The sequence below is a fragment of the Acinetobacter sp. YH12236 genome (genome assembly GCF_013417645.1).
GTDB lineage: Bacteria > Pseudomonadota > Gammaproteobacteria > Pseudomonadales > Moraxellaceae > Acinetobacter.
This window is the reverse complement of sequence record NZ_VPDM01000023.1, coordinates 16,793-41,254: the sequence shown is the minus strand read 5'-3', so window position 1 is coordinate 41,254 and position 24,462 is coordinate 16,793. Positions and strand designations below refer to the sequence as shown.

The window sequence follows — 24,462 nt, the reverse complement described above, 5'->3', positions numbered from 1 at the left end:
ATGAAAAGTTTTACACATCTGTAAAGCAGTGAGAGAACACAAGGGGGCGGGATGAAAAAAATCATAATGATATTGATGATCGCCTGTCTGGCTGGATGCAGCTATTTTGTATCGATTGATGAACTGGCCAGAAATATTCAAGGACAAATGCAGCAAGAATTTAATGCCAATCCGAATTATCAGCATTATCGTCTGACTGTAGTAAATGTAAAAATCCGCCATCGCAAAGGCAATGAGTTTGAAGCAGTTTCACATCTGAATTATCAGGGCAATGAATATCCCATTAACGTTAAAATTTCAAAGGTGAATGGTGGTTATAGCTGGGCCATTGAAGATGATGCTTTTGCCTTTATCGATGAAATCGAGATTGAAAAATATCGTCAGCAACTGGATCGTGAACTGGAACAGTTGGCCTCATCACTTGATGATCTGGAACCTGTGCATGAACCTACCAATATTGAGTTAGGGCCAGATGTCCGTCCAGTTACAGAGCCTGTTCTGCAAGCGGCTTCCTATGATGAAGAACCGATTCCGGTCGGAAATATTACGGCCTATACCCACTAATTTTTATTTTAGGTCATAAAAAAGCACCGGGTCTCGGTGCTTTTTGATTTTAAGGCTGAACTTGATGTTCACGCAGATAATCTTCAGTGCGCTGCATGGCTTCCTGAATATTCAATAATGCTGTTTCTACATCTTTTAGCGTTTTGGCATTGCCACCACTTAAAGCCTGACGCCATTTACGTGCACCTGGTAAGTTCTGAAATAAACCTAAAATATGACGGGTAATAATTGACAATGGTGCACCTTCAGCCATACGTTGGGCAATATAAGGCAGCATTTGTTGCATGATCTCAAAACGGTCCGGTGCTTCGAGATTCCATAGTTGACCCAGCTCAGCTAACAGGTACGGGTTGTGATAGGCTTCGCGGCCAATCATCACGCCATCGACATGCTTGAGATGTTCAAGCGTTTCTGCATAAGTTTTAATTCCGCCATTAATTTCAATGGTCAGTTTCGTACGGTCCTGCTTCAGACGGTAAACATCTTCATAGCGTAGTGGCGGGATTTCACGGTTTTCTTTAGGTGAAAGACCTTGGAGTAAAGCAATTCGGGCATGCACAATAAAGTTATCGCAACCGGTTTTGGCGACCGTATCCACAAAATGCAGCATTTCTTCATAAGAATGCATGTCATCAATACCAATGCGATGTTTCACACTGACCGGAATATCCACGGCATTACGCATTGCATCAATACATTCTGCGACCAGATCAGGTTCAGCCATCAGGCAGGCACCAATTTTATTATTCTGTACCCGATCACTCGGACAGCCGACATTCAGGTTAACTTCATTGTAACCCCAGTCCTGAGCCATTTTAGTACAAGTTGCCAGATCTTGAGGGTTGGAACCGCCGAGCTGTAACACAATCGGATGTTCTTCTTGATTGAAGTCCAGATGGCGTTTGGCATCGCCATGAATGATGGCGCCCGTAGTCACCATTTCGGTATATAAAATGACATTTGGATTAAACAGGCGCGCAAAGAAACGATAATCTTTTGTCGTCCAGTCCATCATCGGCGCAACACTGATGCGAGGTTGAAGTTTGTTTTCAATGGTGCTGAGATCAGTCATTCAAAATCACGCCTTAAATGAAATGGAAGAGAAATAGCAGTACTAGAATAAGCAGGAGTTGCTGGAAATCTGCTCAAAAAAAAGCAGTACTGCAAAAATAGGGCGTAATACTAGCATAAAATTTGCATGACCAAAGGCTGAACTGCATGAGGAACGATAACTGTCATTCCAATAAAAATATTTAACAAGAGAAATTGTGGGAATTGAAAAAATAAACTCCCAGTCATTCTGCAATGCTATATTTTGAGATATTTAAGATTAAGATAAAGAAAACGAGATAAATAAGGAGAATAACGATGCTCATGTTGGAGGAGATTTATAAAAGCAAAAAACCTCAGCATTCAGACTATTTTAATTTACGGATTCAACGGGGACTTAGCTGGTTTAAAAAAGCATTAGAGTTGGATCAGGAATTAGAGTTTAAGTTTATTAGCCTGTGGATCAGTTTTAATTCGATCTATGCACAAGAAACAGAGGTTCGTCAGGATCAACAAAGCCTGCATCAATTTCTGGAAACCCTCTGTCAAAAAGATGTGGAGCAAAAACTTCAGCATATTGTCTGGGAAAAATACAGCCAGCCAATTTCTACACTGCTGGATAGCCCTTATACCGATCAAGGTTTCTGGGATTATCGCCATCATAAAGTCAGTCTGGAAAGCTGTCGTGAAGCATTAGATCAGCAAAAACAGAAAATACAAAAAGCTGTTCAAGAGCGGAATTTAACTGAAATCTTATTGGTGATTTTTAACCGTCTTTCCACCTTGCATTATCAGCTTATGCAGGGCGGTGCGACTTATCAGAGCTCATTTAACGTCAAACAGCTCCAAGACAGTTGCCGGGTTCTGGCCGGGTTGCTGCCCACTTTTATCTGCATTCTTTTGGAAAATGCAGCGACTTGGGATTCGGGTAAACCTTATTACCCAGTGGTACAAGTCAGCTAAATCGGTTTAAGCTTTTGCTCGATGTTGTTGCCATTGATCAATCAACGCAAACAGGGCGGCGCATAGTGCCAAGCCAAGTCCAAACAGACAGGTCATGCTCCAGCCACCATGATGCCAGGCATATACCCCCAGAGCTGAACCACAGGCACCACCAATAAAATACAGCGTCATGTAAATAGAGTTCAGTCGTGATTTGGCATCTGGGCGCAAGCGGAAAATCACGTTCTGATTACAGCTATGAGTAATCGCCAGACCTAAGTTAATCAGGGCATAACCCAGAATATAGCTGAGCAGTGATACGCCACCAAAATATAAAAATAGCCAGCTTCCTGCCAGAATTGAACAGCCAATCCAGGTCAGGATCTTGATATAACCACGATCCGCCCATTTGCCAATAACCTGAGTCGACAGCGCACCAAAAACACCAACTAGTGTTACTAGGCCCACTATCACATCAGAAAGATGAAAAGGTTTCTGGGTCAGCAGCAGGGCAATGGTTGAAAACAGCATACTCATGGCGGCAAAGGCACATGCACCAATCAGGGAGCGTAAGCCCAGTCGCGGTTCCTCACGCAGTAGCATACCCATCGATTTAAAAATTGCTGCATAGCTGATTCGCATACGCGGCATGCTGGGCAATTGTCCTTTTAAGTAAAAGCCCAAAACCAGCAGTGCCATACTACTGAGCGCATAAATGGTTTTCCAGTGAAACAGGTCTGAAAGCAATCCGGCAATACTGGTCGACAATAAGATACCGACTAATAAGCCACTCATGAGAAAACCGACCACTTCTCCGGTTTTTTCAGGTCGGACAGCCATCGTAGCTAAAGGAATCAGAATCTGGGCAGCAACAGAAAATAGCCCGGCAATAATAGTCCCCACCCAGAGCATCGGCAGGTTGACTGCTGTGGCACAGATCAGCAAGCCTAATGCGGCACCAAACATCAAGAAAGGAATGAGTCTGGACTTATTCAGCATGTCTCCCAAAGGCACAATAAACAGCAGGCCCAAGGCATAAGACACCTGCGCAAAGGTCACGGTCAGCGCCACTTGGGATTCTGGTACCTGATAATATTGCTGAATTGAGGAGATAAGCGGTTGGCAATAATAGTTTGCACCTGCACATAAACCACATGCGATCGCCATCAGCCATAACAGAGATTTATTTTGACTGATATCGAGAGGAGGAGACATGGCAAGTACCTTAAGCTCAGGGAGAATTTTTATAAAGAACATCAAAGATGATGCAGAAGTTGCAGGCACTATAGGCGAAAACCCGTCAGGATAAAAGTAGAAAAATAGTGCAAAGTACTCGCACTCATAGAAGAGAAATGCCACAAAAAAGTACTTTTCTGGATTGATAAGAGATGAAAATTCGCTAGAAATTTAACTTTTTCACTTAAGAAAATGTACGTGGAAGCGCTTTGTATTAAGTCATCTCATTTAAGACCAAGTGACAGAGATCAATCTGAATCAGTGATTGCCCAAAATTGGTGCAAAATGAAGAGTTCGTAAATCTAACAGTAGACTGAGTATTAATATAATAAATGTTGCAGAATATTTTTTTCACCTATTTCAGGCAAGTCTTAAGACTTGAGCTGAATAAGTCAAGTAAGTGAATCCCAAATCAATTTTTTCATCATCAATTCATATTTTTTATGAGTGAAAAATGAAAAAGTTATAGGAAAACAGTATTTTTTGATCTTAAAAATGAATATTCCAAAGTAGATTAAATTTGTCAAAAAGGTCAAAAACAGAAAACTGCCCTAGAAAAGTGCCCTAATTTAGGCTTTATCAGTTCATTTGAAATAAAGATTTGCTGAGCAGAAAAAATGAAATATCTGTCAGAATGATCAATGTAACAAAATAAAACAAAAAGTAATCTAATAAAAAATAACCAGGAAAACAGTCATCGTTCAAGAGAATGAATATCGTTTATAAATTCAGCAAATCAAAATAATCAGGCTCAACTAATAAATGCTATATGACAGCATCATTTTTATGAATCGTCAGTTCAAAATATGGGTATTTATTAAATAAATAATAGGTAGTAATTTCTAGAAGTTTAATTAGAATCCAAAAATTCAACAAAAACACATCCTGAGGGGAAGCACCGTAAATCACGGTGTTTACTTAAGAAAAAATTAGCTTGAGGGACGCTCATGCAGATTGGAATTCCAGCCGAAACTGTCGTCGGTGAAAATCGCGTCGCTGCGACGCCTGAGACAGTAAAGAAATTGATCAGCGCTGGTCATAGTGTGGTGATCGAACGTGGAGCAGGTGCTAAAGCTGCTTACATCGACAGTGCCTATGAGCAAGTTGGTGCCAAAATTACGGATGATGCCTACACCGGTAGCCAGATAGTTTTGAAAGTTCGTGCACCGAAGGGTGAGGAAATTCAAAAGCTGTCAGCCAACACCACGGTTGTAGCGATGTTTGACCCATACCGCAATACCGAGCTTGACCAGTTCGCGGCACAGAATGTGTCTGCATTTGCTCTTGAGCTTTTGCCACGTACTTTATCACGTGCGCAAAACATGGACGTATTGTCTTCGCAAGCGAACCTTGCAGGTTATAAATCAGTGCTTTTAGCTGCTGCTGAATATCAGCGCATGTTCCCAATGCTGATGACAGCGGCAGGTACGGTGAAACCGGCTCGTGTCGTGATCATGGGTGTCGGGGTGGCAGGCCTTCAAGCAATTGCAACAGCGAAACGTCTGGGTGCAGTCGTAGAAGCAACTGACCTTCGTCCGACTGCCAAAGATCAGGTTGAGTCTTTGGGTGGTAAATGGCTAGACGTGCCAATGTCTCCTGAAGAGCAGGCACGTGCTGATGAAGCAGCTAAAAACGGTTATGGCTGGATGCCAGGTGAACAGTACATCAAGGATCAGGCCGCGATTGTCGATAAAGCAGTATCGAATGCCGATATCGTGATTACCACTGCCTTGTTACCAGGTCGTGATGCACCACGCTTAATCCGTGCTGAAACTGTAGCCAAGATGAAACCAGGCTCAGTGATTCTGGATATGGCAGTGGAATCAGGCGGTAACGTTGAAGGTTCTAAGTGCGGCGAAACTGTTGTGACTGAAAACGGTGTGAAAATTCTGGGTGTTCCAAATATTCCATCAACGGTGTCGACTGAAGCTTCAGCGCTATATGCACGTAACGTGTATAACTTTGTTGAAACACTTTTTGATGCAGACAAGAACTTTGTCCTGAATCAGGAAGATGAAATTCAAAAAGCCCTACTTGTCACTCACGGCGGCCAAGTGCTGTTAAAACGTGGTTAAGGAGCAGACTCATGGTTGAAACAATTACGATTTTCGTCCTGGCCATCTTCGTGGGTTACTACGTGGTTTGGGGGGTAACACCAGCACTACATACGCCATTGATGGCGGTGACCAATGCCTTGTCTTCGATCATTATCGTGGGCGCAATGATTCAAACTGTTGGCCTGCCAATGGTGGGCGTTGAAGGCAGCGTGGATTTCCAGACCATTAACGTGGTGAGTGTACTGGGGGCAATCGCAGTATTTCTGGCGAGCATTAATATTTTCGGTGGCTTTGCCGTGACTGCACGTATGCTGGAAATGTTCAAACCTAAGCAAAAGAAAAAAGAGGGTTAAACCATGGAATTTATTCGAGAGTATGCGGATTGGTTCTACCTGATTGGCGCCGTTCTTTTTATCTTAACGCTACGTGGTTTATCTGGTCCTAAAACTGCAATTGCAGGTAACCGCTACGGTATGATTGCCATGGCGATTGCTGTAGTCACCACATTCTTTGTCGCTGAAAATCCAGTAGTCTGGATGATTCTTGCAGCAATGGCTGCGGGTGCAGTGGTGGGTATTGCGCGTGCACGTACTGTACCAATGACCCAGATGCCAGAAACAGTAGCACTCATGCACTCACTGGTGGGTCTGGCTGCGGTACTGATTGCAGTTGCGGCAATTATCCATAACAACAAGCTGGTTGAATTGGGCCCGGACCTGTTAGCTGCAAATGGTGTGACTTTCCATGAAATGAGCAAGGTTCACCTGTTTGAACTGTTTGTGGGCTGTTTTGTTGGTGCGATTACCTTTACTGCTTCTGTATTTGCATACGGTAAGCTGGCTGCAAAGAAATGGGCAAAAACCATTTCAGGTGGCTGGGTAAAACCGGTTCAGGCTCTGATCTTTATTGCAATGCTGGCAGCAGGGATTCACTTCTTCCTGACAGGTAGCATGACATCTTTCTGGGCAATGACTGGTCTTGCGCTGGCATTTGGCTGGGTATGGATTGCGCCAGTTGGCGGCGGTGATATGCCGGTTGTGGTTTCGCTGTTGAACTCATTCTCAGGCTGGGCAGCAGCGGGGATTGGTTTCACACTGGAAAACAACATGCTGATCGTTGCGGGTTCGCTGGTTGGTTCTTCAGGTGCGATTCTGTCTTACATCATGTGTAAAGCGATGAACCGTTCAATCATCAATGTATTGTTTGGTGGTGCGATGGGTGGTGCAGCTGCGCCGACAGCTGCTGCGGGTGCACAAGTGCAACGTAACTACCGTTCAGGTTCTGCAGATGATGCTGGCTTCCTGATGTCAAATGCAGACAGCGTTGTCATTGTACCGGGTTATGGTATGGCGCAAGGCCGTGCACAAAACGCAGTCAAAGAACTGGCAAACTTGCTGAAAGAGCAGGGCGTGACTGTACGTTTTGCGATTCACCCGGTAGCTGGTCGTATGCCAGGTCATATGAACGTATTGCTTGCAGAAGCTGATGTTCCTTATGAAGACATTCTGGAAATGGACGAGATCAACTCGGACTTCCCGGCAACTGACGTAGTACTGGTTATTGGTGCAAACGACGTTGTAAACCCGGCTGCAAAAGACGATCCGAACTCACCGATCTACGGCATGCCAATTCTGGAAGCTCACAAGGCGCGTACCATCATGGTCATCAAGCGTTCTATGGCGACCGGTTATGCAGGTCTGGACAATGACTTGTTCTATAACGACAAGACCATGATGATTTTCGGTGATGCGAAGAAAGTTGTGGAAGATATGACTAAAGCGATTAATGGTACAGGTCACTAAGACTTTCCATTCGCTGGATCATCTTAAATCCTCCTTTTAAAAGGAGGATTTTTCTATTCTTAGATTAGCATTTGAAGTGCAACACCATGTTGTTGCCATAATACCTGACTCGGACTTTTAAAGCCGAGTCTTTTTCTTGGACGATGATTCAAGCGTTGAGTAATTTCTGCAATATATGCATCCGTATAGTCATTCAAGTCACTGCCTTTTCTAATATATTGTCTGATCAATCCATTCGTATTTTCATTTGTTCCACGCTGCCAGGCGCTATAGGGATCAGCGAAATACCAATCTATATCTAATTCCTGAGCAGCATACTCATGCAGGCTGAACTCTTTACCATTGTCCGCGGTAATTGTTTTTAGATGCGCTTTGATGGGTTCCAATAATCTGATCGTAGCCTGGCAAACTTCCTCAGCCTTGCGCGTGCTGCACTTTTTCAGCCAAAGATAACCTGTCTTCCGATCTACAATTGAAACCAGGGATTGTTGGTGGTTCTTGCCAACTATCGTATCTATTTCCAAATCACCAAAGCGAGAGCGCTGCTCAATCTCAGCAGGTCGATCATGGATACTTTTGCGGTTTGTCAGTTGACCACGAGTTTCAATAGAGCCATATTTTCTCTTTCTTTGATTTCTGAAACGTAAGTTGTGGAAGAGCACACCACCTCTGCTTTTATCCTGCTGTATAAACCTGTATATGGAATGCAGACTGACTGAAACATGAGAAGCAATCTGTTCGGGACTCCATTGGAGATCAAGATAAGCTATGACTTGTACCCAAGTATCATAAGGGATTCTTTTGGGATTAGGACAATGCCGTCTGCGAGCTAATTTATGGGCATGTTGAGCGAAATAACCATTCCTTGCCCGATTGCGTGCTATTTCTCTGGAAATAGTGGAAGGTGAGCGATTTAGCCTCCAGGCGATATAACGTTTAGAAAAACCTTCACGTAACAATGTGGAAATCTGATATCTTTCTTCTTGAGTAAGATGAGTATAGTTCATGATGCAACTTTGACTTTGGTCGGTCGGAAGCAAAATGCTAGCTCATCTTGCTTCCTTCCAATAATTTAATCTCTGTTGCACTTCATTTGAGAATCCAAGATTTAAATAAGAGAGAAATTTTCCCTCCTATATAAAAGATTAAAAGATGAATCGGGAAGAATTACAAAATAAAATTAGCTACGGTGTTTTATTTTTAGAAAATTGGTCTGGATAAAATTGCAACAAAACGTTTAAAAAATGGGCTGACTAATTAAATCTGATCGAAAAGCGAATTTATTAAAGTTGCTGATCCATGAATTTCCTTTTTGATTTAAATCAAAGGATATAAAAAAAGCGACCTACATAGGTCGCTTTTTTTGAATATTCGATATTTATGCTACAGAATCTGCAGGATTGCGCCATAGGCTTTCTAGGTCATAGAATTTACGCGCTGTAGGCAGCATGCAGTGCACTACAACAAAACCAAGATCAATCAGGATCCATTCTGCATCACGTTCGCCTTCGATACCAAGCGGACGGAAACCTGCTTTACGTGCTTCTTCAGCAACATTATCTGCAAGTGATTTGATATGACGGGTTGATGTACCGCTTGCAATCACCATGGCATCTGCCACGTTACTGATGCTAGCAACATCAAGCTGAACAACTTCTTTAGCCTTTACATCTTCGAGGGCTGCATGTACAACTTTCAAGCATGCGTTTACTGCTTGTGCATGAGAATTCATAGTGTGATCGTGAGAATTAGAAGCGCTGGGCGATGGTTCTAAATTCATAGGGAGTATAATTTCCTAACAATTATGCATGATCTAATATAGCGGTTTTAGCCCAAAATTTCAAATGCACCTTCCGCCGCTTTAGTCATACTCCGGGAAGAACTGTTCTTTCCAGCCAAAGGATTCTTCCGAAGTCCCCAGAGGTTTATATTCGGCTGCGACATAACCATTGTATTGGCTATTCTCTAACCATTGAAAAATCTCATAATATGGAATGGAAGCGGTATTGGGTTGATGACGCCCCGGGCAGTCTGCAAACTGGATATGACCAATCTCTGCAATATTTTCTTTTAAGGCTTCAAGTACATCTTCACCCATCATGGCCATATGATAACAGTCATATTGCATTTTCAAGGCAGGATGATTGACAGCTTCCAGCATCTCCTGAGCTTGGGCCACATTCTGAATCAGGAAACGTGGCATGTCCTGACCGTTGATCATTTCAAAGACCGGCTGAATCTGATAATCAGAGAGCATGGAGCAGGCAATTTTCAGATTACTCGCCAAGGTGTTCAGGCAAGGAAGCAGGTCACAATCCAGTGGCTGTTTGCCGGCCAGAATATTGACACTTGGCACATTCAGAGCAGTCGCATATTGAATGGCCTGCTCTACAGCATGACGAAACTCGATTTCCTGTCCAGGAATACCGGCCAGACCGTGTCCACCTTGCATCAGATCACCAGCAGGCACATTAATCAGGCAGATGTCCAGATCATGCAACTGAAGCTGCTGCTGAATCTGCTCAATGCTCAGTTCATAGGGAAACTGGATTTCCACATGTTTAAAACCGTGCGCATGAGCCAAGGCAAAACGTTCTAACAAAGGTACTTCCGTAAAAATCATGGAGAGGTTAACGGCGAGTTTGGTCATGGACTTTTCCTTGCTCAAAGCAGAATATTGAAATGAAATATTTAATGGTCTACGTGCTTGATTACAGTAGCCAGATCGGCCTCAGCAAATCCGTCTTGCTGATGGGCTTTGAGTTGAGACAGGGCCTGGCTTGCCACAGGGATATCCAAAGACAAAGTAGCAGCCAGTTGCACCGCATTGTTCAGGTCTTTAGACAGTGTCTGCACTTTCCATTGCACGGGTTCAAACGTCTGGCTGGCCATACGTGGGGCCAGAATCTGAAAAGGCTTGGAGTCAGCAAAACCACCGGCTAATGCTGGTGCAAGCAGGGCAGTATCTACACCGGCACGATCGGCCAAAGCTACTGCTTCAGCAATCAAGGTACTATTCGCTGCCACAATCAGCTGATTACAGATTTTAGTCGCCTGACCGGTTCCCGTATCACCCATGCGAGTGACACGTTGTGAAAGCACGGTATAGATGGGATCAAGTGCGGTAATAGTTTTTGCATCACCACCCGCGAAGATGACTAGCGTGCCTTGTTCTGCACCGGCTGTACCGCCAGACACAGGAGAGTCAATCCAGATCGCTTGTTTAGCTCGGGCCTGTTCAGCTAGAGTTTTGGTTTGATGTACGGAAAGACTGGAAAAATCGACAATAACCTGTCCAGCCACCAGATTGGGCTGAATCTGCTCAAAGACCGATTGCACTGCGGCATCATCTGCCAGACAAGTCAGAATAACCGGATAATTTGCAATTTGATCTAGAGATAGCGGAGTGGCTCCAAGAGCAAACAAAGGATCGCAGGCACTGGCCGTACGGTTCCAGACTGCAACTTGAAAACCTGCTTTTAGCAAGCGGGTTGCCATACGACTGCCCATGAGTCCCATACCTAAAAAGGCAATTTTGCTATCATGATCGAATTGCATTTTATCTCTCATCTTTTGATTTTGCTTCAGCCATAATTATCGATATTGACGTGGCACAAACTGCACGTCCGGATTTTTATCCTTCTTGCGTGCCAGTTGACTGTTTTTACCGAGTAACAGTTTAAGCTGCCAGATTTTTTCCATACGCAATGACTTGTTGGGTTTGTGCTCCATCGCATCCAGCACAAATTTAGAGGCCATCAAGGCATCTGGAGAGCGTTGTAACATTTCTTCAGCCAAAGCTTGTGCTTTTGCTAATGGCTGTTCATCAACATGGGTGATCAGGCCAATTTCTTTGGCATAGGCACCTTCAAAAATACGTGCGGTTAAGGTCAGCTCTTTGGCCAGATCAATCCCGATCAGACCTTTGAGTGAACGCGTTAATCCCATGTCTGGTACTAGGCCCCAACGAGTTTCCATAATTGACATTTTGGTCGCAGGATGCGCGATCCGGATATCCGCAGCCAGCGCAAGTTGCATACCTGCACCAAAGCAGAAACCTTCAATGGCTGCAATGACGGGGACAGGCAGTTCCTGCCAGACCAGAAAAGCTTTCTGGAATAAGCTCTGTCCAGGACGGATCAGTTCCCAAGCCGCATAGGCCCGATTTTTAGGATTATTTAAATCGGCCAAGTCAATGCCGGCACTAAAGACCTGCGCTTCACCGGTTAAAATGACACAACGCACCGACTTGTCTTTTTTAATCCGGTTCGCAATCTGCACCAGTTCACGCAGCAGGGCAAAGCTCATAGCATTACGTTTGTCTGGACGGCTGAGAGTAACCGTGGCAATTCCATTATTTTTTTCAAAGCGCACAAGTGACATGGTATTCATCCTTAATTTTTCTGTAAGCGAGCATAGCATGAGCAATCTGTGCTTGCATGACAGCGCAGTCATACAGATATGAGTGATTAAAACAACAATGATTTAACCACTATGCTTGTTTAAGATTTGCTGGGCTGCCTGTTCTACCTGCTCAATTACGGCTTTCAGTTCATCCAGATATTTCAATACTTCCTGAACAAAACTGTCATCGGCCTTACGGCGTTCCTTACGCAAGGTCGAGACAAACTGCTCAAAACTTCCGGTAACTTTTTGCAGAGTCGGTGTGCCGACATAACGAGTAGCCCCATAGAGACGGTGCAAAACATGTTCCAGCTGCGGAAAATCTTCCAGTTCAATTAATTGCTCAATTTCATCCAGCTCTTTTTCAAAACTGTCGACCAGCATGCTGAGCAGATCGACGGCCAGATCTTCTTTATTGGCCGCCAGTTGCAGGCTTTGCTGCCAGTCCAGAATATTCGGATCTAGCGCATCAATGACATTGGCACGTTCCAGCACCGGAATCTTTTTAAAACTCTCAGTCGTCCAATGCGTCAGGATCTGCACGATCTGATCAATCTGAATAGGCTTAGTGACATAATCATCCATACCATTTTGTAGCAGTTTCTGTTTCTCATCGGAAAGGGCATGTGCCGTCAGGGCAATAATCGGCAGACGCTGATGATTTTCAAAAGTTGATTCCAGTGAACGGATTGCACGCGTGGTATCGATACCGGACATCACTGGCATCTGGATATCCATAAACACCAGATCAAAAGATGGCAGGCCCTGTTCATAACGACTCTGAATGATATCAATCGCTTCCTGTCCGCTAATGGCTTTGGTTGTGGTGACATTCAGTTCGGCCAGTAAAGCTTCCAGAACAATCAGGTTCGGCAGATGGTCATCAACAGCCAGAATATGCAGTCCCTGACCATTAAAGTCTTCATGCTGTTCCTGATCGAAGACAGGTTGATTACCAAGTAGCTGAATCAGAGCACTACGACTCAGTGGCTGATGCAGGGCACGGGCACGATGATCATTCAGCATGCTCGGATCAAGCTGCATCTGATAACCATACACAGCCAGATGTCCTTGATAGCGAGAGCGAATCTCTGTCAGTAGAGCCTGGCTATCGCCACTATGGTCGACAATCAGCCAGGTATTCTCAATATTCTGTAAATGGTTCAGACGACTGAACAGATCCAGAATAGAAGTCGATTCAATATGTTTAACGCGATAATTTTCCAGATAATGTCTTAAGACATTCGCTGTTGCCGGATGGGCAAGATAAGACACAACGGTCAGATCACTGAAGTCCGGATGTTCATGAACAATATCTTCATCCACCGGGAATTGGGCAGTAAACCAGAAGGTTGAGCCTTTTTCTGTTGGAGCGCGTTCCTGGTTATCTTCAAAGCCGATTTGACCATGCATCAGGTGAACCAGCTGTTTAGAAATGGCCAGTCCTAGACCTGTACCACCGAATTGGCGGGTGACCGAGGTATCGCCTTGCGAGAACGATTCAAACAGTTTTTTACGGTCAGTTCCGCTCAGGCCAATGCCGCTGTCCTGAACACTGAAATGCAGCAGACATTGTCCAATATCATCGTGCTCCATGCGTGCCCGGACAATGATTTCGCCATCTGGAGTAAACTTGATCGCATTGGAAATCAGGTTGGTCAGAATCTGCTTGAAGCGTAGTACATCACCAATCACATGTTTTGGCACATTGTCTGCAAAATAGAATGCCATATCGATATGCTTCTGTGCAGCCAGTGGTGAGAGCATGTCCATCACATCGAAAATGGCTTCTTCCAGATCAAAAGGTGCGGTTTCCAGTTCCAGTTTGCCGGCATCGATCTTGGAGAAATCCAGTACATCATTGATCAGGGCCAGCAGATGCGCAGAAGATTTGCGGATGGTCTGTAAATACAGGCTTTGCTCATTGCTAAGATTGCCTTGACGCAGCAGCAGGTGAATAAAACCATCAATACTATTTAAGGGTGTGCGTAATTCATGGGAAATATTGGCCAGAAACACCGACTTGGCCTGGTTGGCCGAAATCGCCTGATCACGTGCCTGACGATAAGTAATATTTTGAACTTCTAAAGTATCTAGAGTACGGCGCAAATCATCTTCAGTCTGTTCGGTATGCTCGCGCAATTCCAGAAAACTGAAATGCAGACGTTTCACCACATTGGCAATATCACGCTGCAAAAGACGCAATTCACCGGTACTGTTAATCACCATATGCTGATCTAGGGTGTCGGCATTCAGGCGTTGCAGCTGCATGCGAATTTCATACATCGGTGCAATCCAGCGACGAGAATAGAAATTCAGACATAACAACAAGAGCAATAAGGTCAATAAGCCGGTCGCAATCAAAACGATCAGGACCCGGTAGCGGGCAATTTCTAAGGGCTGATTGTCCAGTTCGATCGCTAGCCAGCCTGCATTCATGCCATTTTCATTTACTTTGACTGCATAAATATGATTGTTTTTATCTAAGATCGGGCCAACAAAATTGCCGTCTTTTTTAAAGTCCGGCCAAGGCGCCTGTTCCTGAAACCCAATACCAAGTTTACTTTTACCATTTTCATCCAGAATAGCCGCACGAACCAGATGCTTTTCATTCAGCATATTTTGCATGGCGTCATGAGCTTGTTCATATTGCCATGGATAAAGGCTCAAAATGTCCAGCGCATATTCAGAAGTGGCCTGAAAACGGGTCAGAATCGCAATGGCCATCTGCTTTTGCTGGGCACGTGCGGCATTGGAAGTTTCCGAGATGACCAGAGCAGCGCCGACACAGGCCAGAATAGTAATGGGTACAAAAATCAGTGCAATCAGCTGTCCATAAGCATGATTTAAGTGTAGGCGTTTAAACAGCTTTTTGTTGATATTTGACATGATTCAAGCAGTATTTTCCTTATGCTTTGCATATTAGCATGCTTTAAATCTACTGTTAAAATTTCAGCATTATTTTTCTAAAGCTCCAGATTAACGCAGAAAATAAGAACCATTGCGCTTAATAGTCGTTATGGGGGATTGAGCAAACCTTTGTAGGGGTAGAGGTGAGCTAAGTCACTGTCACAATTGAGGAGTTTTATCAAGCTAAAACGGGACGAATTGGCCATGCCGATCGTGATTTATACAGTTTTATGCAAAAGCACTGCTATAAATGGGTGCAGGGAAATGCATTTTTTCATACAATAGCCGCACCTCGATATAGGTGCAAATAATGAGTAATACCACCCCTGATTTTCAAGCAGACGAATTTTTACTGGACCATTATGTAGGCAAAACGCCACTGGTGCGTTTGCAGCGTCTGGCTAGTCACACTCAATCCACAGTACTTGCAAAACTCGAAGGAAATAATCCGGCAGGCTCGGTCAAGGACCGTCCAGCGTATAACATGATCATGCAGGCGGAAAAGCGCGGACAGATCAAACCGGGTGATACCTTGATTGAGGCGACCAGCGGAAATACAGGGATTGCATTGGCGATGGTTGCGGCCATGCGTGGTTACAAGATGCAGCTGATTATGCCGAATAACATGAGTCAGGAACGTAAGGACGCGATGCGTGCTTATGGCGCTGAACTGATTGAAGTGACCAAAGAGCAGGGCATGGAAGGTGCGCGTGATCTGGCCTTGCAAATGCAGGCTGAAGGTAAAGGTCTGGTGCTGAACCAGTTTGGTAATCCGGACAATGTTGAAGCGCATTATCTGACCACAGGTCCTGAAATCTGGCAGCAAACAGGTGGCAAAATTACACACTTTGTCAGCTCAATGGGTACGACTGGTACGATCATGGGCGTATCTAAATATCTGAAAGAAATGAATCCGGATATTCAGATTGTGGGCCTACAGCCATCTGATGGTTCTAGCATTGCCGGTATCCGTCGCTGGCCAGAAGAATATTTGCCAACGATTTTCGATCGTAGCCGTATCGACCGTATTATTGATATTCCACAGATTGAAGCGGAACGTACCATGCGTAAACTGGCGCAAAAAGAAGGCATCAGTGCGGGTACATCTTCTGGCGGTGCAGTTTGGGCATCCATCAAGCTCGCAGAAGAAAATCCGGATGCAGTGATTGTATGTATCATTTGTGACCGTGGTGACCGTTACCTGTCTACAGGCTTATTCTCTGTACAAGACCCTGAATAATTTTTGAGAAATCTTTTATGCGCCTGCCTGTTTTAACTTTCGATATTGAAACCCAAACCGATCTTAAATCAGGCGCGCATCTGTTTGGTCTGGATCTGCCCGAGGCTGATCTGGATCAGGCCCTGACCAAGTTACGCCGTCAGGAATCAGGCTCGGACTTTCAGCGTCTGCCTTTGCATGAGATTGTCTGTATTTCCGGTTTATGGATGGATGAACAGGGTATGCGCCTGTTTTCTTTCAGCCGTGAACAATACAGTGAAGCAGAGATTTTAAAAAAATTCTTATCCATTTTTGAAAAGCGTCATCCAACTCTAGTCAGTTGGAATGGCTCACAATTTGACCTGCCGGTTATTCTTTATCGGGCCATGTATCATGGTTTATCTGCCCCAAGTCTGTTCGATCAGGGCGAAATCGATACGCAAAAGCGTTATAATAACTACCAGAATCGTTACCATCAGCGTCATGTTGATTTGATGGATGTTATGGCCATGTTTCATGCCCGTCATTTTCAGAAACTGGATGATGTTGCTCATTTACTGGGTTATCCAGGTAAGCGTGGTGATGGTGGCTATCATGTACCTGAATATGTACGTAACCAGCAATGGAACGCACTCACCAGCTATTGCGAAGGTGATGTGCTCAATACCTGGTTGGTCTATATTCGCTGGCTGTTGCTAAAAGGCCAGTTGATGTTGCCTGATTATCAGCATCTGGTGCAGAGTACGATTCAATACCTGCATACCCAGCCGCAACATGCAGATTTTTTATCAGTCTGGCGTGAAACCTCACAAAGAACTGAATTTACCCGTTTTGATTTTCCCATCTCCACATCCTAGGTTTTCATGAAACGTCGAGTACAACCACGTCCAGCGCCGCAATCCGAGTATATTTTTCAGGTTGAATCACTCTCACATGAAGGACGTGGCATCGCTCACTATGGTTCACATCCGGATCATCCACTTGAAAAGCATGGTAAGAAAGTCTTTATCCGCTATGCCTTGCCGGGTGAAACCGTACGTGCCCGCATTACCCGTGAAGTCAAAAAACTGGAAGAGGCGGATAGCCTTGAGTTGCTCAGTGAGGCTTCCGAGATCAGGGTCAAACCTGTGTGTCCACATTTTGGCGTATGCGGCGGCTGCAATATGCAGCATATCCATCCAGATGCCCAAATTGAACTTAAGCAGAATGTTCTGAAATCACATTTGCAGCATTTTGCCGGGATTCAGCCTGTAGAATGGCTGCCACCGTTACGTTCACAACGTGAAGATTACCGTCGTAAAGCCCGGATTGGGGTGCGTTATCTGCCTCAAAAAGAAAAGTTGGTGGTTGGTTTTCGTGAAAACCAGTCCAATAAGCTGACCTCGATTGACCGCTGCATGATTCTGGATCGCGAGTTTGGATCGGTTACACGTCTTAAACAATTGCTCCAAAGTCTCGATGGTCAGGCAGATATTGGTCATATAGAATTGGCTATGGGTGATCATGACATTGCGTTGCTCATTCGTGAAACCGCAGAATTATCGGTAACAGATGTCAACCGATTGCGCCAATTTACGTTAGAGAAAGGTTGGCAGCTTTATTTGCAGCCTGCAGGCCAAGATTATTTGAAGCGGATTGATGAGCCTGAACAGGCAGCACGCTTACACTATGGTCTTGATGACTTTGATGTGGAATTCGGTTTTAATCCATTGGACTTCACTCAGGTCAATTCAACGATCAATCCGCAAATGGTGCGCTTGGCATGTGATTTGCTTCAATTACAGCAGGGCGAACGCGTTCTGGATCTGTTTTGTGGATTAGGAAACTTTTCTTTGCCACTGGCGCGCTGTGTTGGTGCGTCTGGTCAGGTGGTTGCGGTTGAGGGAAGTGAGGAAATGGTGCAACGCGGTGCGGAAAATGCTAACAATAATGGTATTGCACAAGTTTCGTTCTATTCACAAGATTTAACCAAAGATTTTTCGCACCAGTCTTGGGCAAATCAAGGATTTGATGCATTATTAATCGACCCGCCACGTGCTGGAGCAGAAGAAGTCATGCATTATATTCCTCAGTTTGGTGCCAAAAGAATCGTTTATGTGTCATGTAATCCTGCTACGCTTGCAAGAGATGCAGGGCTACTGGTACAACAGGGTTATCAGCTAACGAAAGCCGGTGTGATGGATATGTTTACGCATACCGGACATGTCGAGTCGATTGCCTTGTTCGAAAAAGAAAATTAAATAAACGATCAAAGAGATGATGTATCTAAAAGTAGGAGAAGGGTATGGTCACAGTACGTGAGCAACTGCCTGGGCGGCTCACTGAGTTGTCACAGGAGGCGACTGTAGAACATGCCGAACAAGCACAGCAGGATCTGACTGAATGGTTAGATCGGGTTCGTGGCATATTAGACGGGGCTCCCCTGAAGCAGCTCGAAGAAGTTGCCCGTTTAACCTTAGAAAAAGAGCTACAAAGTACGATTCAGCATCGCTCTAATACCTTCTATACCGGTATTGAAATGGCGGATATTCTCGCGCATCTCTATGTCGATGAAGATACCTTGTCCGCTGCCATGCTTTACCGCGCAGTACGTGAAGGCGTCATGCCACTGGCAGAAGTGCAGGAAAAATTCGGTGAACAGGTCTACAGTCTGGTCAAAGGCACGCTGTCCATGGGTAAGCTGTCTGAGCTGATTGAAAAAAATAAACGCCTGGAAGATCACTTTAATAATAACCAGCGTGAACATCTATCTGGCATTTACAAGATGCTGATTTCAGTGACAGAAGATGTCCGCGTCGTGTTAATCAAGCTGGCAGAACGTACCTATGCACTGCGCGAACTGGCCAATTCTTCACGTGAACGGCAAGAACGGGTCGCACGAGAAATTCTCACCATTTATTCTCCTCTAGCGCATCGTCTCGGGATTGCCCAGTTGAAATGGGAACTCGAAGATCTGGCCTTCCGCTATCTGGCGCCAGAACGCTATAAAGAAATTGCCTCTTTGCTGAATGAAAAGCGTCTGGAACGTGAACAATATATTCAGTTCGTGATTGATAAATTGCGTGAAGAGCTGGCAGAACACGGCATTGAAGCTGAAATTAACGGCCGGGTGAAGCACATTTATTCGATCTATCGGAAAATGAAAAGCAAAAGCCTGAGCTTCGACCAGCTGTATGACATCCGTGCGCTGCGTGTATTGGTGAAAAGTGTGCCTGAGTGTTATCACACGCTCGGGATCGTACATCAATTGTGGCGACATATTCCGCATCAGTTTGATGACTATATTACCAATCCGAAGGCCAATGGTTATCGCTCTTTACACACAGCTGTGATTGCGGAAAACAAGTCACTTGAAGTGCAGATTCGTACTTATACGATGCATGAAGAGGCTGAACTTGGCGTATGCTCACACTTCAACTATAAGGAAGGTTCGAAAAATACCGATACTTCCTTTAATCATCGTCTGCACTCCCTGCGTGCAGTGATTGAGCATTATCAGGAACGCAATGAAGCCAGTGCACATAAGGATGAAGAAGAGGAAGTTGAAAATTTTGAGCATATTCAAGATTTTGAAGGCTTTGAAAAAATCTATGTGTTCAGCCGTGATGGTGATATTAAAGAGTTACCACGAGGGTCAACCGTACTCGACTTTGCCTATCATGTACATACGGAAGTCGGCAACAAATGCTATGCAGCCCGGGTCAACCAGCGCTATGTACCTTTAACCTATGCCTTGAAAACCGGGGAACAGGTTGAGATTCTGACCAAGAAAGACCGTGAACCAAATCGGGACTGGTTGGTTAATTCACTGGGTTATATCAAGACTGCACGTGCCCGTGACAAGTTACGTCACTGGTTCCGTCAGCAGGATCGCAGTAAGAATCTGGAAGTGGGTCGTGAAATTCTGAATAAAGAATTGGCACGTCTAGCAATTCACCCGAAATCAATCGACTTGGGTGATTATTGCAACCATTTCAATGTGAAAAGTGGTGAAGACATTCTGATTGGTCTGGTGAATGGTGATATCAGCCTGCATGCCCTGATCAATCAGGTGAACCGTCATATGCATCTGGATCAGGATGAGCCTGAACTGGTGCTGAAACCGGCGTTGAATCCGCGTGCCAGCCATACTTTGTCTGCACATGGTATTCTGATTGATGGTCTGGATAACGTCGAACTGCATGTAGCCCAGTGCTGTCAGCCGGTGCATGGTGAATCGATTGCGGGTTATATTACGCTGAATCGCGGTGTAAGCATCCATAAGGTGGCTTGTCCGGATTATGTACGCATGATCTCGCAGGAACCGGAACGTGCGGTAGAAGCCGACTGGGAAATGCAGCCGACTCGCGGTCAGAGCGTGCAGATTGTGGTGGAAGCCTATGACCGTCGTGGTTTGCTTAAAGATCTGACTCAGGTGATTTTCTCGGATCAGATCAATATCCGTCAGGTAAATACTATTTCTGAAGCAGATGGTATTGCCAATATGAAGCTGTTGATCGAAGTTAAAGGCTTGGCTCAACTTTCCAAATTATTGGCCCGTCTTGAACAGCAGCCGGGAATTATCAGTGCCCGCCGTCTGGTTCAAGGTAACTGATTCTTTTTAGGCATGATTAGAAAAGCCCGCATTTCAATTGCGGGCTTTTTTGTTATAAGGTGTGCTGAAGAGGGAAAAGAGCAAATAATAAACATGAGTGCCACGGAAATATTTGAACTGAGACGAAATAATCTGGCCAAAGTAATCGATCAGTTGATTGATAGCCAGCAGTTTAAAAATGGCAAAGAGATTTGCGAGCACTTTGGTCTGTCTGCAGCCTATATTACCCAGCTATTGAACAGTAAGCGCCAGATTGGAGAGAAGGCCGCACGCGAGCTGGAGCAGCAACTGGGCCTGGAAAGTTTAATATTGGATCGTGCTCAAGCACCTGTTATTGAATTGGCATCTAGTCCTGTAAAAATGAATTTGTTCCAGATGCAGGTTGTTGAGCAGCAAGCCTTTAAAATGAAAACTATAGATTCGGCAGAAAGACTTTTACCATGGCTTAAATTGGAGCTTCAGCATTATGCCATTCAGGTCACAGGACAATATTATTTTCCGAGCCTAAAAGCAGGCTGGTGGTTGGTCTGTGATGCGCAAGCTGTATTACAGTCATCTGGCTTGGCGTGTCTTTATTTAATTAATGGACTGCAACTCATTGTGGAGCTGATGTCGGAAAACCAGGACAGCTATCAGATCCAAAGTCTGGATGAAAGCCGCAAGGTCAGTTTCCAAAAGTCTGATGTAGCTAGAATCCATCCTGTGATTGCCATAGTGCCTCAGCATTCAATTTTTTTAGACCAGAAATAATTCAGCCCATCATAAGATGGGCTGAATAGGGAAATCGAAAACGGATCGCTTATGGAAGCTGATTTTCGTCTTCAAATTCTGGTTTCACCTGAACAATAAAGTCCTGACGATTCAGACCACGCCATAGGGCGAAGGCTGTACCGACATAGATCGAAGAATAGGTACCAACAAAGACACCCACAAACATCGCAATCGAGAACCATTTCAGACCAGCACCGCCCATGATCATCATGGCCACTACAACCAGTAATAAAGTCATAGAAGTATGAATGGTACGGCGTAAGGTTTCAGTCAAGGCAATATTGATAATTTCAACAGGTTCGGCACCCCGGATCTTACGGAAGTTCTCACGGATACGGTCAGAGACCACGATATTATCGTTAAGTGAGAAACCGATGATCGCCAGTAGTGCAGCCAGAACCGTAAGGTCAAATGGCCATTGCATCATGGCAAAAATACCAATCGTCACCACGATATCGTGGAACAATGACAGTACAGCACCCATCGCCAGTTTGAACTCAAAGCGGATGGTGACATAGACCAGCATCAACAAGAGGGCAAGAGCAACTGCACCCGCAGAACGCACATACAGCTCGTTACCGACCTGTCCACCGACTACATCGACCTTAGGTACCTGAGCCGCATTGCCTGGCAGCTGAACTGCTGCAGTAACGGCTTTGGTAAGGTCTTCTGCTTCAATATCTTCCTGAACCGGCATACGTACCATCAGGTCACGTTCCGAGCCCAGCGTTTGCACGACCGCATCATCAAAGCCAGCTTTGCTGAGTGCCTGAGTTACATCATCAGGTTTTACCGGATTGGTATAGTTCAGCTCTGCTGAGACACCACCAGTAAAGTCCAGACCGAGGTTCAAGCCTTTTGTCGCAATAAAGAAGATGCTGGCAACCGTCAGGATGATAGAGAACACTGCCGCAGGCAATGCAATCTTCATAAACGGAATGATACGTTCGTCTTCAGGGCGACCGTACTGTTTCTGATTCAGTTGAGTATTTTCAGTCATCATCGATCTCCTAAATGCTCAACTTTTTCAAGTTACGTTTTTTGCCATAGATGATCTGTACGATCGCACGGGTTACGGTAATCGCCGTAAACATCGAGCAGACAATACCAATCATCAGTGTTACAGCAAAGCCTTTGATTGGACCAGTACCAATTGCAAACAGAATGAACGCGACCAGGAAGGTAGTTAAGTTCGAGTCGAAAATGGTGTTATAGGCTCGATCATAACCGGCCACAATTGCCTGTTTCGGCGAGGCGCCCCATTTCATTTCTTCCCGTATCCGCTCACAGATCAGTACGTTGGCATCGACCGCCATACCGATGGTAATCACGATACCCGCGATACCCGGCAGGGTGAGGGAAGCGCCAATCCACGACATCACTGTCAGAATCATCGCCAGGTTAACGACCAGCGCAAAGTTGGCAATTACACCAAACAGACGGAAGAATACGACCATCCAGATCGCTACTAGAATGAAGCCGATTTGGGTAGAGAGTACGCCTTTATCAATATTTTCCTGACCCAGACTTGGACCAATCACACGTTCTTCAACGAAATACATTGGCGCAGCCAGAGCACCAGCACGTAGCATCAAGGCAAGCTCAGAAGCTTCCTGAGGTGAGTCCAGACCGGTAATACGGAATTGAGAACCCAATACTGCCTGAATGGTAGCAGCGTTAATCACCACAGATTCGGTATATGGTGTACGCACTTCAGTTTGTGCACCTGTTGCCGGGTCTTCTACGTAGCTGATCTTTTGCTTGTTCTCGATGAACAGTACCGCCATACGTTTGCCTACGGCATTACGTGTGGCATCTGCCATCAATTTACCGCCAGCGCTGTCCAAGGTAATGTTAACTTCAGCACCACCAGTATCCTGACTAAAGCCAGAAGATGCATTTTGTACACGTTCACCGGTCAAAATACGGTTACGGTTTAGCAATAACTGACGACCACTGTCCAGAGATTCATAAGCAAATGCCTGAGTTCCTGCTGGAGCTGTACCACTTAATTGGCCAGTATAAGGATCGATGTATTGATCATTCAGATCAGACACCAGACGGAATTCCAGGTTCGCCGTACGACCCAAGACACGTTTTGCTTCTGCGGTATCCTGTACACCCGGAAGTTCAACCACAATACGGTTGCTACCTTGGGTTTGTACCAGCGCTTCAGCCACACCTAACTCGTTAATACGGTTACGTAAAGTAGTTAAGTTCTGGTTCACCGCATAAGATTCGATTTCCTGCTTACGCGTATCGGTATAGTTGAGGCGTAAAGTCGAACCGGTTTCAGTCGCCACTGCCTGCTGATTGAATTCATTGCCATTACGGCGCAAGAAATCCATGACGGCAGCACGATCATCATTATTGGCAAACTGCACAACAATGGTGTTATTGCTTAAATTCAGGCTATTGAATTTCAGGTTGTTATCACGCAGCTGACGACGCAGGTCAGTTGCTGAGGTGTCCATGCGCTGTGCAATCGCCTTGTCCATATCCACTTCGAGCAGGAAGTGAACACCACCACGTAAGTCCAGACCCAGTTTCATTGGTTTGGCACCAATTTTCTGTAGCCATTCTGGAGTGGTTGGAGCAAGGTTAAGTGCTACGACGTATTCATCACCTAAACCACGGCGTAAAGCTTCTTTGGCTTTCAGCTGTGCTTCACTTGAATTTACACGTAATAAAGCAGCGTTATTACTAAAGCTATTGTCGTGAGTTGCAATATTTTCAGTTGTTAAAATCTGCTCTGCTTTTTGTACGATGCCTGCGTCAATCTGAGTACCGGCTTTGGCACCCGAAATCTGTACAGCAGGTTCATCTGGATACAAACTTGGCAGGGCATATAAAGTACTGACCACCAGGACAACCAGGATCAGCACATATTTCCATGCTGGGTAACGCATTCGT

20 protein-coding genes are annotated in these 24,462 nt (G+C 45.0%); 10 read left to right on the top strand and 10 right to left on the bottom strand.

Going from position 1 to position 24,462, the window contains the following annotated elements; translation table 11 throughout:
- Positions 1-51: 51 nt before the first annotated feature.
- Positions 52-564, top strand: a complete 513-nt coding sequence (locus tag FTV14_RS10965) for a hypothetical protein (RefSeq protein WP_166135648.1) — start codon at positions 52-54, stop codon at positions 562-564.
- Positions 565-613: 49 nt separating this feature from the next.
- On the opposite strand, the gene dusA is transcribed toward FTV14_RS10965, so the two are convergent.
- Entirely contained in the window at positions 614-1,636 is a 1,023-nt protein-coding gene (dusA, locus tag FTV14_RS10960; protein ID WP_180053912.1) for a tRNA dihydrouridine(20/20a) synthase DusA, read from the bottom strand.
- A gap of 296 nt (positions 1,637-1,932) precedes the next feature.
- Between dusA and FTV14_RS10955 the strand changes: the two genes are divergently transcribed.
- Positions 1,933-2,577, top strand: coding sequence for a HEPN domain-containing protein (locus FTV14_RS10955; protein ID WP_180031440.1), 645 nt, complete (start codon positions 1,933-1,935; stop codon positions 2,575-2,577).
- Positions 2,578-2,583: 6 nt separating this feature from the next.
- On the opposite strand, the gene FTV14_RS10950 is transcribed toward FTV14_RS10955, so the two are convergent.
- Positions 2,584-3,771 (bottom strand): MFS transporter, encoded by a 1,188-nt coding sequence (locus FTV14_RS10950; protein WP_180053911.1) that lies wholly within the window; start codon positions 3,769-3,771, stop codon positions 2,584-2,586.
- A gap of 968 nt (positions 3,772-4,739) precedes the next feature.
- Between FTV14_RS10950 and FTV14_RS10945 the strand changes: the two genes are divergently transcribed.
- Genes FTV14_RS10945 through FTV14_RS10935 form a run of 3 tightly spaced genes read left to right on the top strand, consistent with a single transcriptional unit; the run spans position 4,740 to position 7,651 of the window.
- The gene (locus FTV14_RS10945; RefSeq protein ID WP_180053910.1) at positions 4,740-5,867 is read left to right on the top strand and encodes a Re/Si-specific NAD(P)(+) transhydrogenase subunit alpha; all 1,128 of its coding nucleotides are present in this window, start codon (positions 4,740-4,742) and stop codon (positions 5,865-5,867) included.
- Positions 5,868-5,878: 11 nt separating this feature from the next.
- Positions 5,879-6,202, top strand: a complete 324-nt coding sequence (locus FTV14_RS10940; protein ID WP_004783638.1) for a proton-translocating transhydrogenase family protein — start codon at positions 5,879-5,881, stop codon at positions 6,200-6,202.
- A 3-nt stretch (positions 6,203-6,205) separates the two neighbouring features.
- On the top strand, positions 6,206-7,651 hold the full coding sequence (locus tag FTV14_RS10935) for an NAD(P)(+) transhydrogenase (Re/Si-specific) subunit beta (protein ID WP_159123084.1): 1,446 nt from the start codon (positions 6,206-6,208) through the stop codon (positions 7,649-7,651).
- 59 nt (positions 7,652-7,710) lie between these two features.
- On the opposite strand, the gene FTV14_RS10930 is transcribed toward FTV14_RS10935, so the two are convergent.
- The 6 genes from FTV14_RS10930 to FTV14_RS10905 all read right to left on the bottom strand — a co-directional run bounded on the left by FTV14_RS10930 (position 7,711) and on the right by FTV14_RS10905 (position 14,944).
- Entirely contained in the window at positions 7,711-8,658 is a 948-nt protein-coding gene (locus tag FTV14_RS10930; RefSeq protein ID WP_166136546.1) for an IS30 family transposase, read from the bottom strand.
- Positions 8,659-9,029: 371 nt separating this feature from the next.
- The gene (gene rsfS / locus FTV14_RS10925; RefSeq protein WP_004783634.1) at positions 9,030-9,431 is read right to left on the bottom strand and encodes a ribosome silencing factor; all 402 of its coding nucleotides are present in this window, start codon (positions 9,429-9,431) and stop codon (positions 9,030-9,032) included.
- 81 nt (positions 9,432-9,512) lie between these two features.
- The gene (locus tag FTV14_RS10920; RefSeq protein ID WP_159123083.1) at positions 9,513-10,301 is read right to left on the bottom strand and encodes a hydroxypyruvate isomerase family protein; all 789 of its coding nucleotides are present in this window, start codon (positions 10,299-10,301) and stop codon (positions 9,513-9,515) included.
- Between the two features lie 41 nt (positions 10,302-10,342).
- Positions 10,343-11,209 carry an NAD(P)-dependent oxidoreductase gene (locus tag FTV14_RS10915; protein WP_180053909.1) on the bottom strand — a complete coding sequence of 289 codons (867 nt, stop codon included), beginning with the start codon at positions 11,207-11,209 and terminating at the stop codon, positions 10,343-10,345.
- A gap of 36 nt (positions 11,210-11,245) precedes the next feature.
- Positions 11,246-12,034 (bottom strand): crotonase/enoyl-CoA hydratase family protein, encoded by a 789-nt coding sequence (locus FTV14_RS10910; protein ID WP_005233879.1) that lies wholly within the window; start codon positions 12,032-12,034, stop codon positions 11,246-11,248.
- A gap of 102 nt (positions 12,035-12,136) precedes the next feature.
- Complete coding sequence (locus FTV14_RS10905) at positions 12,137-14,944, bottom strand: ATP-binding protein (RefSeq protein WP_180002936.1); 2,808 nt, start codon at positions 14,942-14,944, stop codon at positions 12,137-12,139.
- Positions 14,945-15,275: 331 nt separating this feature from the next.
- Between FTV14_RS10905 and cysM the strand changes: the two genes are divergently transcribed.
- From cysM to FTV14_RS10880, 5 genes are all read left to right on the top strand, one after another.
- A complete protein-coding gene (cysM, locus tag FTV14_RS10900; protein ID WP_180031433.1) occupies positions 15,276-16,205 on the top strand; it encodes a cysteine synthase CysM in 930 nt (309 codons plus the stop codon).
- Positions 16,206-16,222: 17 nt separating this feature from the next.
- The gene (locus FTV14_RS10895; RefSeq protein WP_159123080.1) at positions 16,223-17,041 is read left to right on the top strand and encodes a 3'-5' exonuclease; all 819 of its coding nucleotides are present in this window, start codon (positions 16,223-16,225) and stop codon (positions 17,039-17,041) included.
- A gap of 6 nt (positions 17,042-17,047) precedes the next feature.
- On the top strand, positions 17,048-18,424 hold the full coding sequence (gene rlmD, locus FTV14_RS10890) for a 23S rRNA (uracil(1939)-C(5))-methyltransferase RlmD (protein WP_166135671.1): 1,377 nt from the start codon (positions 17,048-17,050) through the stop codon (positions 18,422-18,424).
- Positions 18,425-18,468: 44 nt separating this feature from the next.
- Positions 18,469-20,778: a bifunctional (p)ppGpp synthetase/guanosine-3',5'-bis(diphosphate) 3'-pyrophosphohydrolase gene (locus FTV14_RS10885; protein ID WP_179992984.1), complete on the top strand. Its 2,310-nt coding sequence runs from the start codon at positions 18,469-18,471 to the stop codon at positions 20,776-20,778.
- A gap of 93 nt (positions 20,779-20,871) precedes the next feature.
- Positions 20,872-21,528, top strand: coding sequence for a hypothetical protein (locus FTV14_RS10880; RefSeq protein ID WP_180053908.1), 657 nt, complete (start codon positions 20,872-20,874; stop codon positions 21,526-21,528).
- 49 nt (positions 21,529-21,577) lie between these two features.
- Here FTV14_RS10880 and secF read toward each other — a convergent pair whose 3' ends face one another.
- Positions 21,578-22,552 (bottom strand): protein translocase subunit SecF, encoded by a 975-nt coding sequence (secF, locus tag FTV14_RS10875; RefSeq protein WP_180053907.1) that lies wholly within the window; start codon positions 22,550-22,552, stop codon positions 21,578-21,580.
- 7 nt (positions 22,553-22,559) lie between these two features.
- Entirely contained in the window at positions 22,560-24,458 is a 1,899-nt protein-coding gene (gene secD, locus FTV14_RS10870; RefSeq protein WP_159123076.1) for a protein translocase subunit SecD, read from the bottom strand.
- Positions 24,459-24,462: the final 4 nt, after the last annotated feature.

Coding starts and splice junctions, on each gene's coding strand:
- FTV14_RS10965 (WP_166135648.1), top strand. CDS start 52: ATGAAAAAAATCATAATGATATTGATGATCGCCTGTCTGGCTGGATGC.
- dusA (WP_180053912.1), bottom strand. CDS start 1,636: ATGACTGATCTCAGCACCATTGAAAACAAACTTCAACCTCGCATCAGT.
- FTV14_RS10955 (WP_180031440.1), top strand. CDS start 1,933: ATGCTCATGTTGGAGGAGATTTATAAAAGCAAAAAACCTCAGCATTCA.
- FTV14_RS10950 (WP_180053911.1), bottom strand. CDS start 3,771: ATGTCTCCTCCTCTCGATATCAGTCAAAATAAATCTCTGTTATGGCTG.
- FTV14_RS10945 (WP_180053910.1), top strand. CDS start 4,740: ATGCAGATTGGAATTCCAGCCGAAACTGTCGTCGGTGAAAATCGCGTC.
- FTV14_RS10940 (WP_004783638.1), top strand. CDS start 5,879: ATGGTTGAAACAATTACGATTTTCGTCCTGGCCATCTTCGTGGGTTAC.
- FTV14_RS10935 (WP_159123084.1), top strand. CDS start 6,206: ATGGAATTTATTCGAGAGTATGCGGATTGGTTCTACCTGATTGGCGCC.
- FTV14_RS10930 (WP_166136546.1), bottom strand. CDS start 8,658: ATGAACTATACTCATCTTACTCAAGAAGAAAGATATCAGATTTCCACA.
- rsfS (WP_004783634.1), bottom strand. CDS start 9,431: ATGAATTTAGAACCATCGCCCAGCGCTTCTAATTCTCACGATCACACT.
- FTV14_RS10920 (WP_159123083.1), bottom strand. CDS start 10,301: ATGACCAAACTCGCCGTTAACCTCTCCATGATTTTTACGGAAGTACCT.
- FTV14_RS10915 (WP_180053909.1), bottom strand. CDS start 11,209: ATGCAATTCGATCATGATAGCAAAATTGCCTTTTTAGGTATGGGACTC.
- FTV14_RS10910 (WP_005233879.1), bottom strand. CDS start 12,034: ATGTCACTTGTGCGCTTTGAAAAAAATAATGGAATTGCCACGGTTACT.
- FTV14_RS10905 (WP_180002936.1), bottom strand. CDS start 14,944: ATGTCAAATATCAACAAAAAGCTGTTTAAACGCCTACACTTAAATCAT.
- cysM (WP_180031433.1), top strand. CDS start 15,276: ATGAGTAATACCACCCCTGATTTTCAAGCAGACGAATTTTTACTGGAC.
- FTV14_RS10895 (WP_159123080.1), top strand. CDS start 16,223: ATGCGCCTGCCTGTTTTAACTTTCGATATTGAAACCCAAACCGATCTT.
- rlmD (WP_166135671.1), top strand. CDS start 17,048: ATGAAACGTCGAGTACAACCACGTCCAGCGCCGCAATCCGAGTATATT.
- FTV14_RS10885 (WP_179992984.1), top strand. CDS start 18,469: ATGGTCACAGTACGTGAGCAACTGCCTGGGCGGCTCACTGAGTTGTCA.
- FTV14_RS10880 (WP_180053908.1), top strand. CDS start 20,872: ATGAGTGCCACGGAAATATTTGAACTGAGACGAAATAATCTGGCCAAA.
- secF (WP_180053907.1), bottom strand. CDS start 22,552: ATGATGACTGAAAATACTCAACTGAATCAGAAACAGTACGGTCGCCCT.
- secD (WP_159123076.1), bottom strand. CDS start 24,458: ATGCGTTACCCAGCATGGAAATATGTGCTGATCCTGGTTGTCCTGGTG.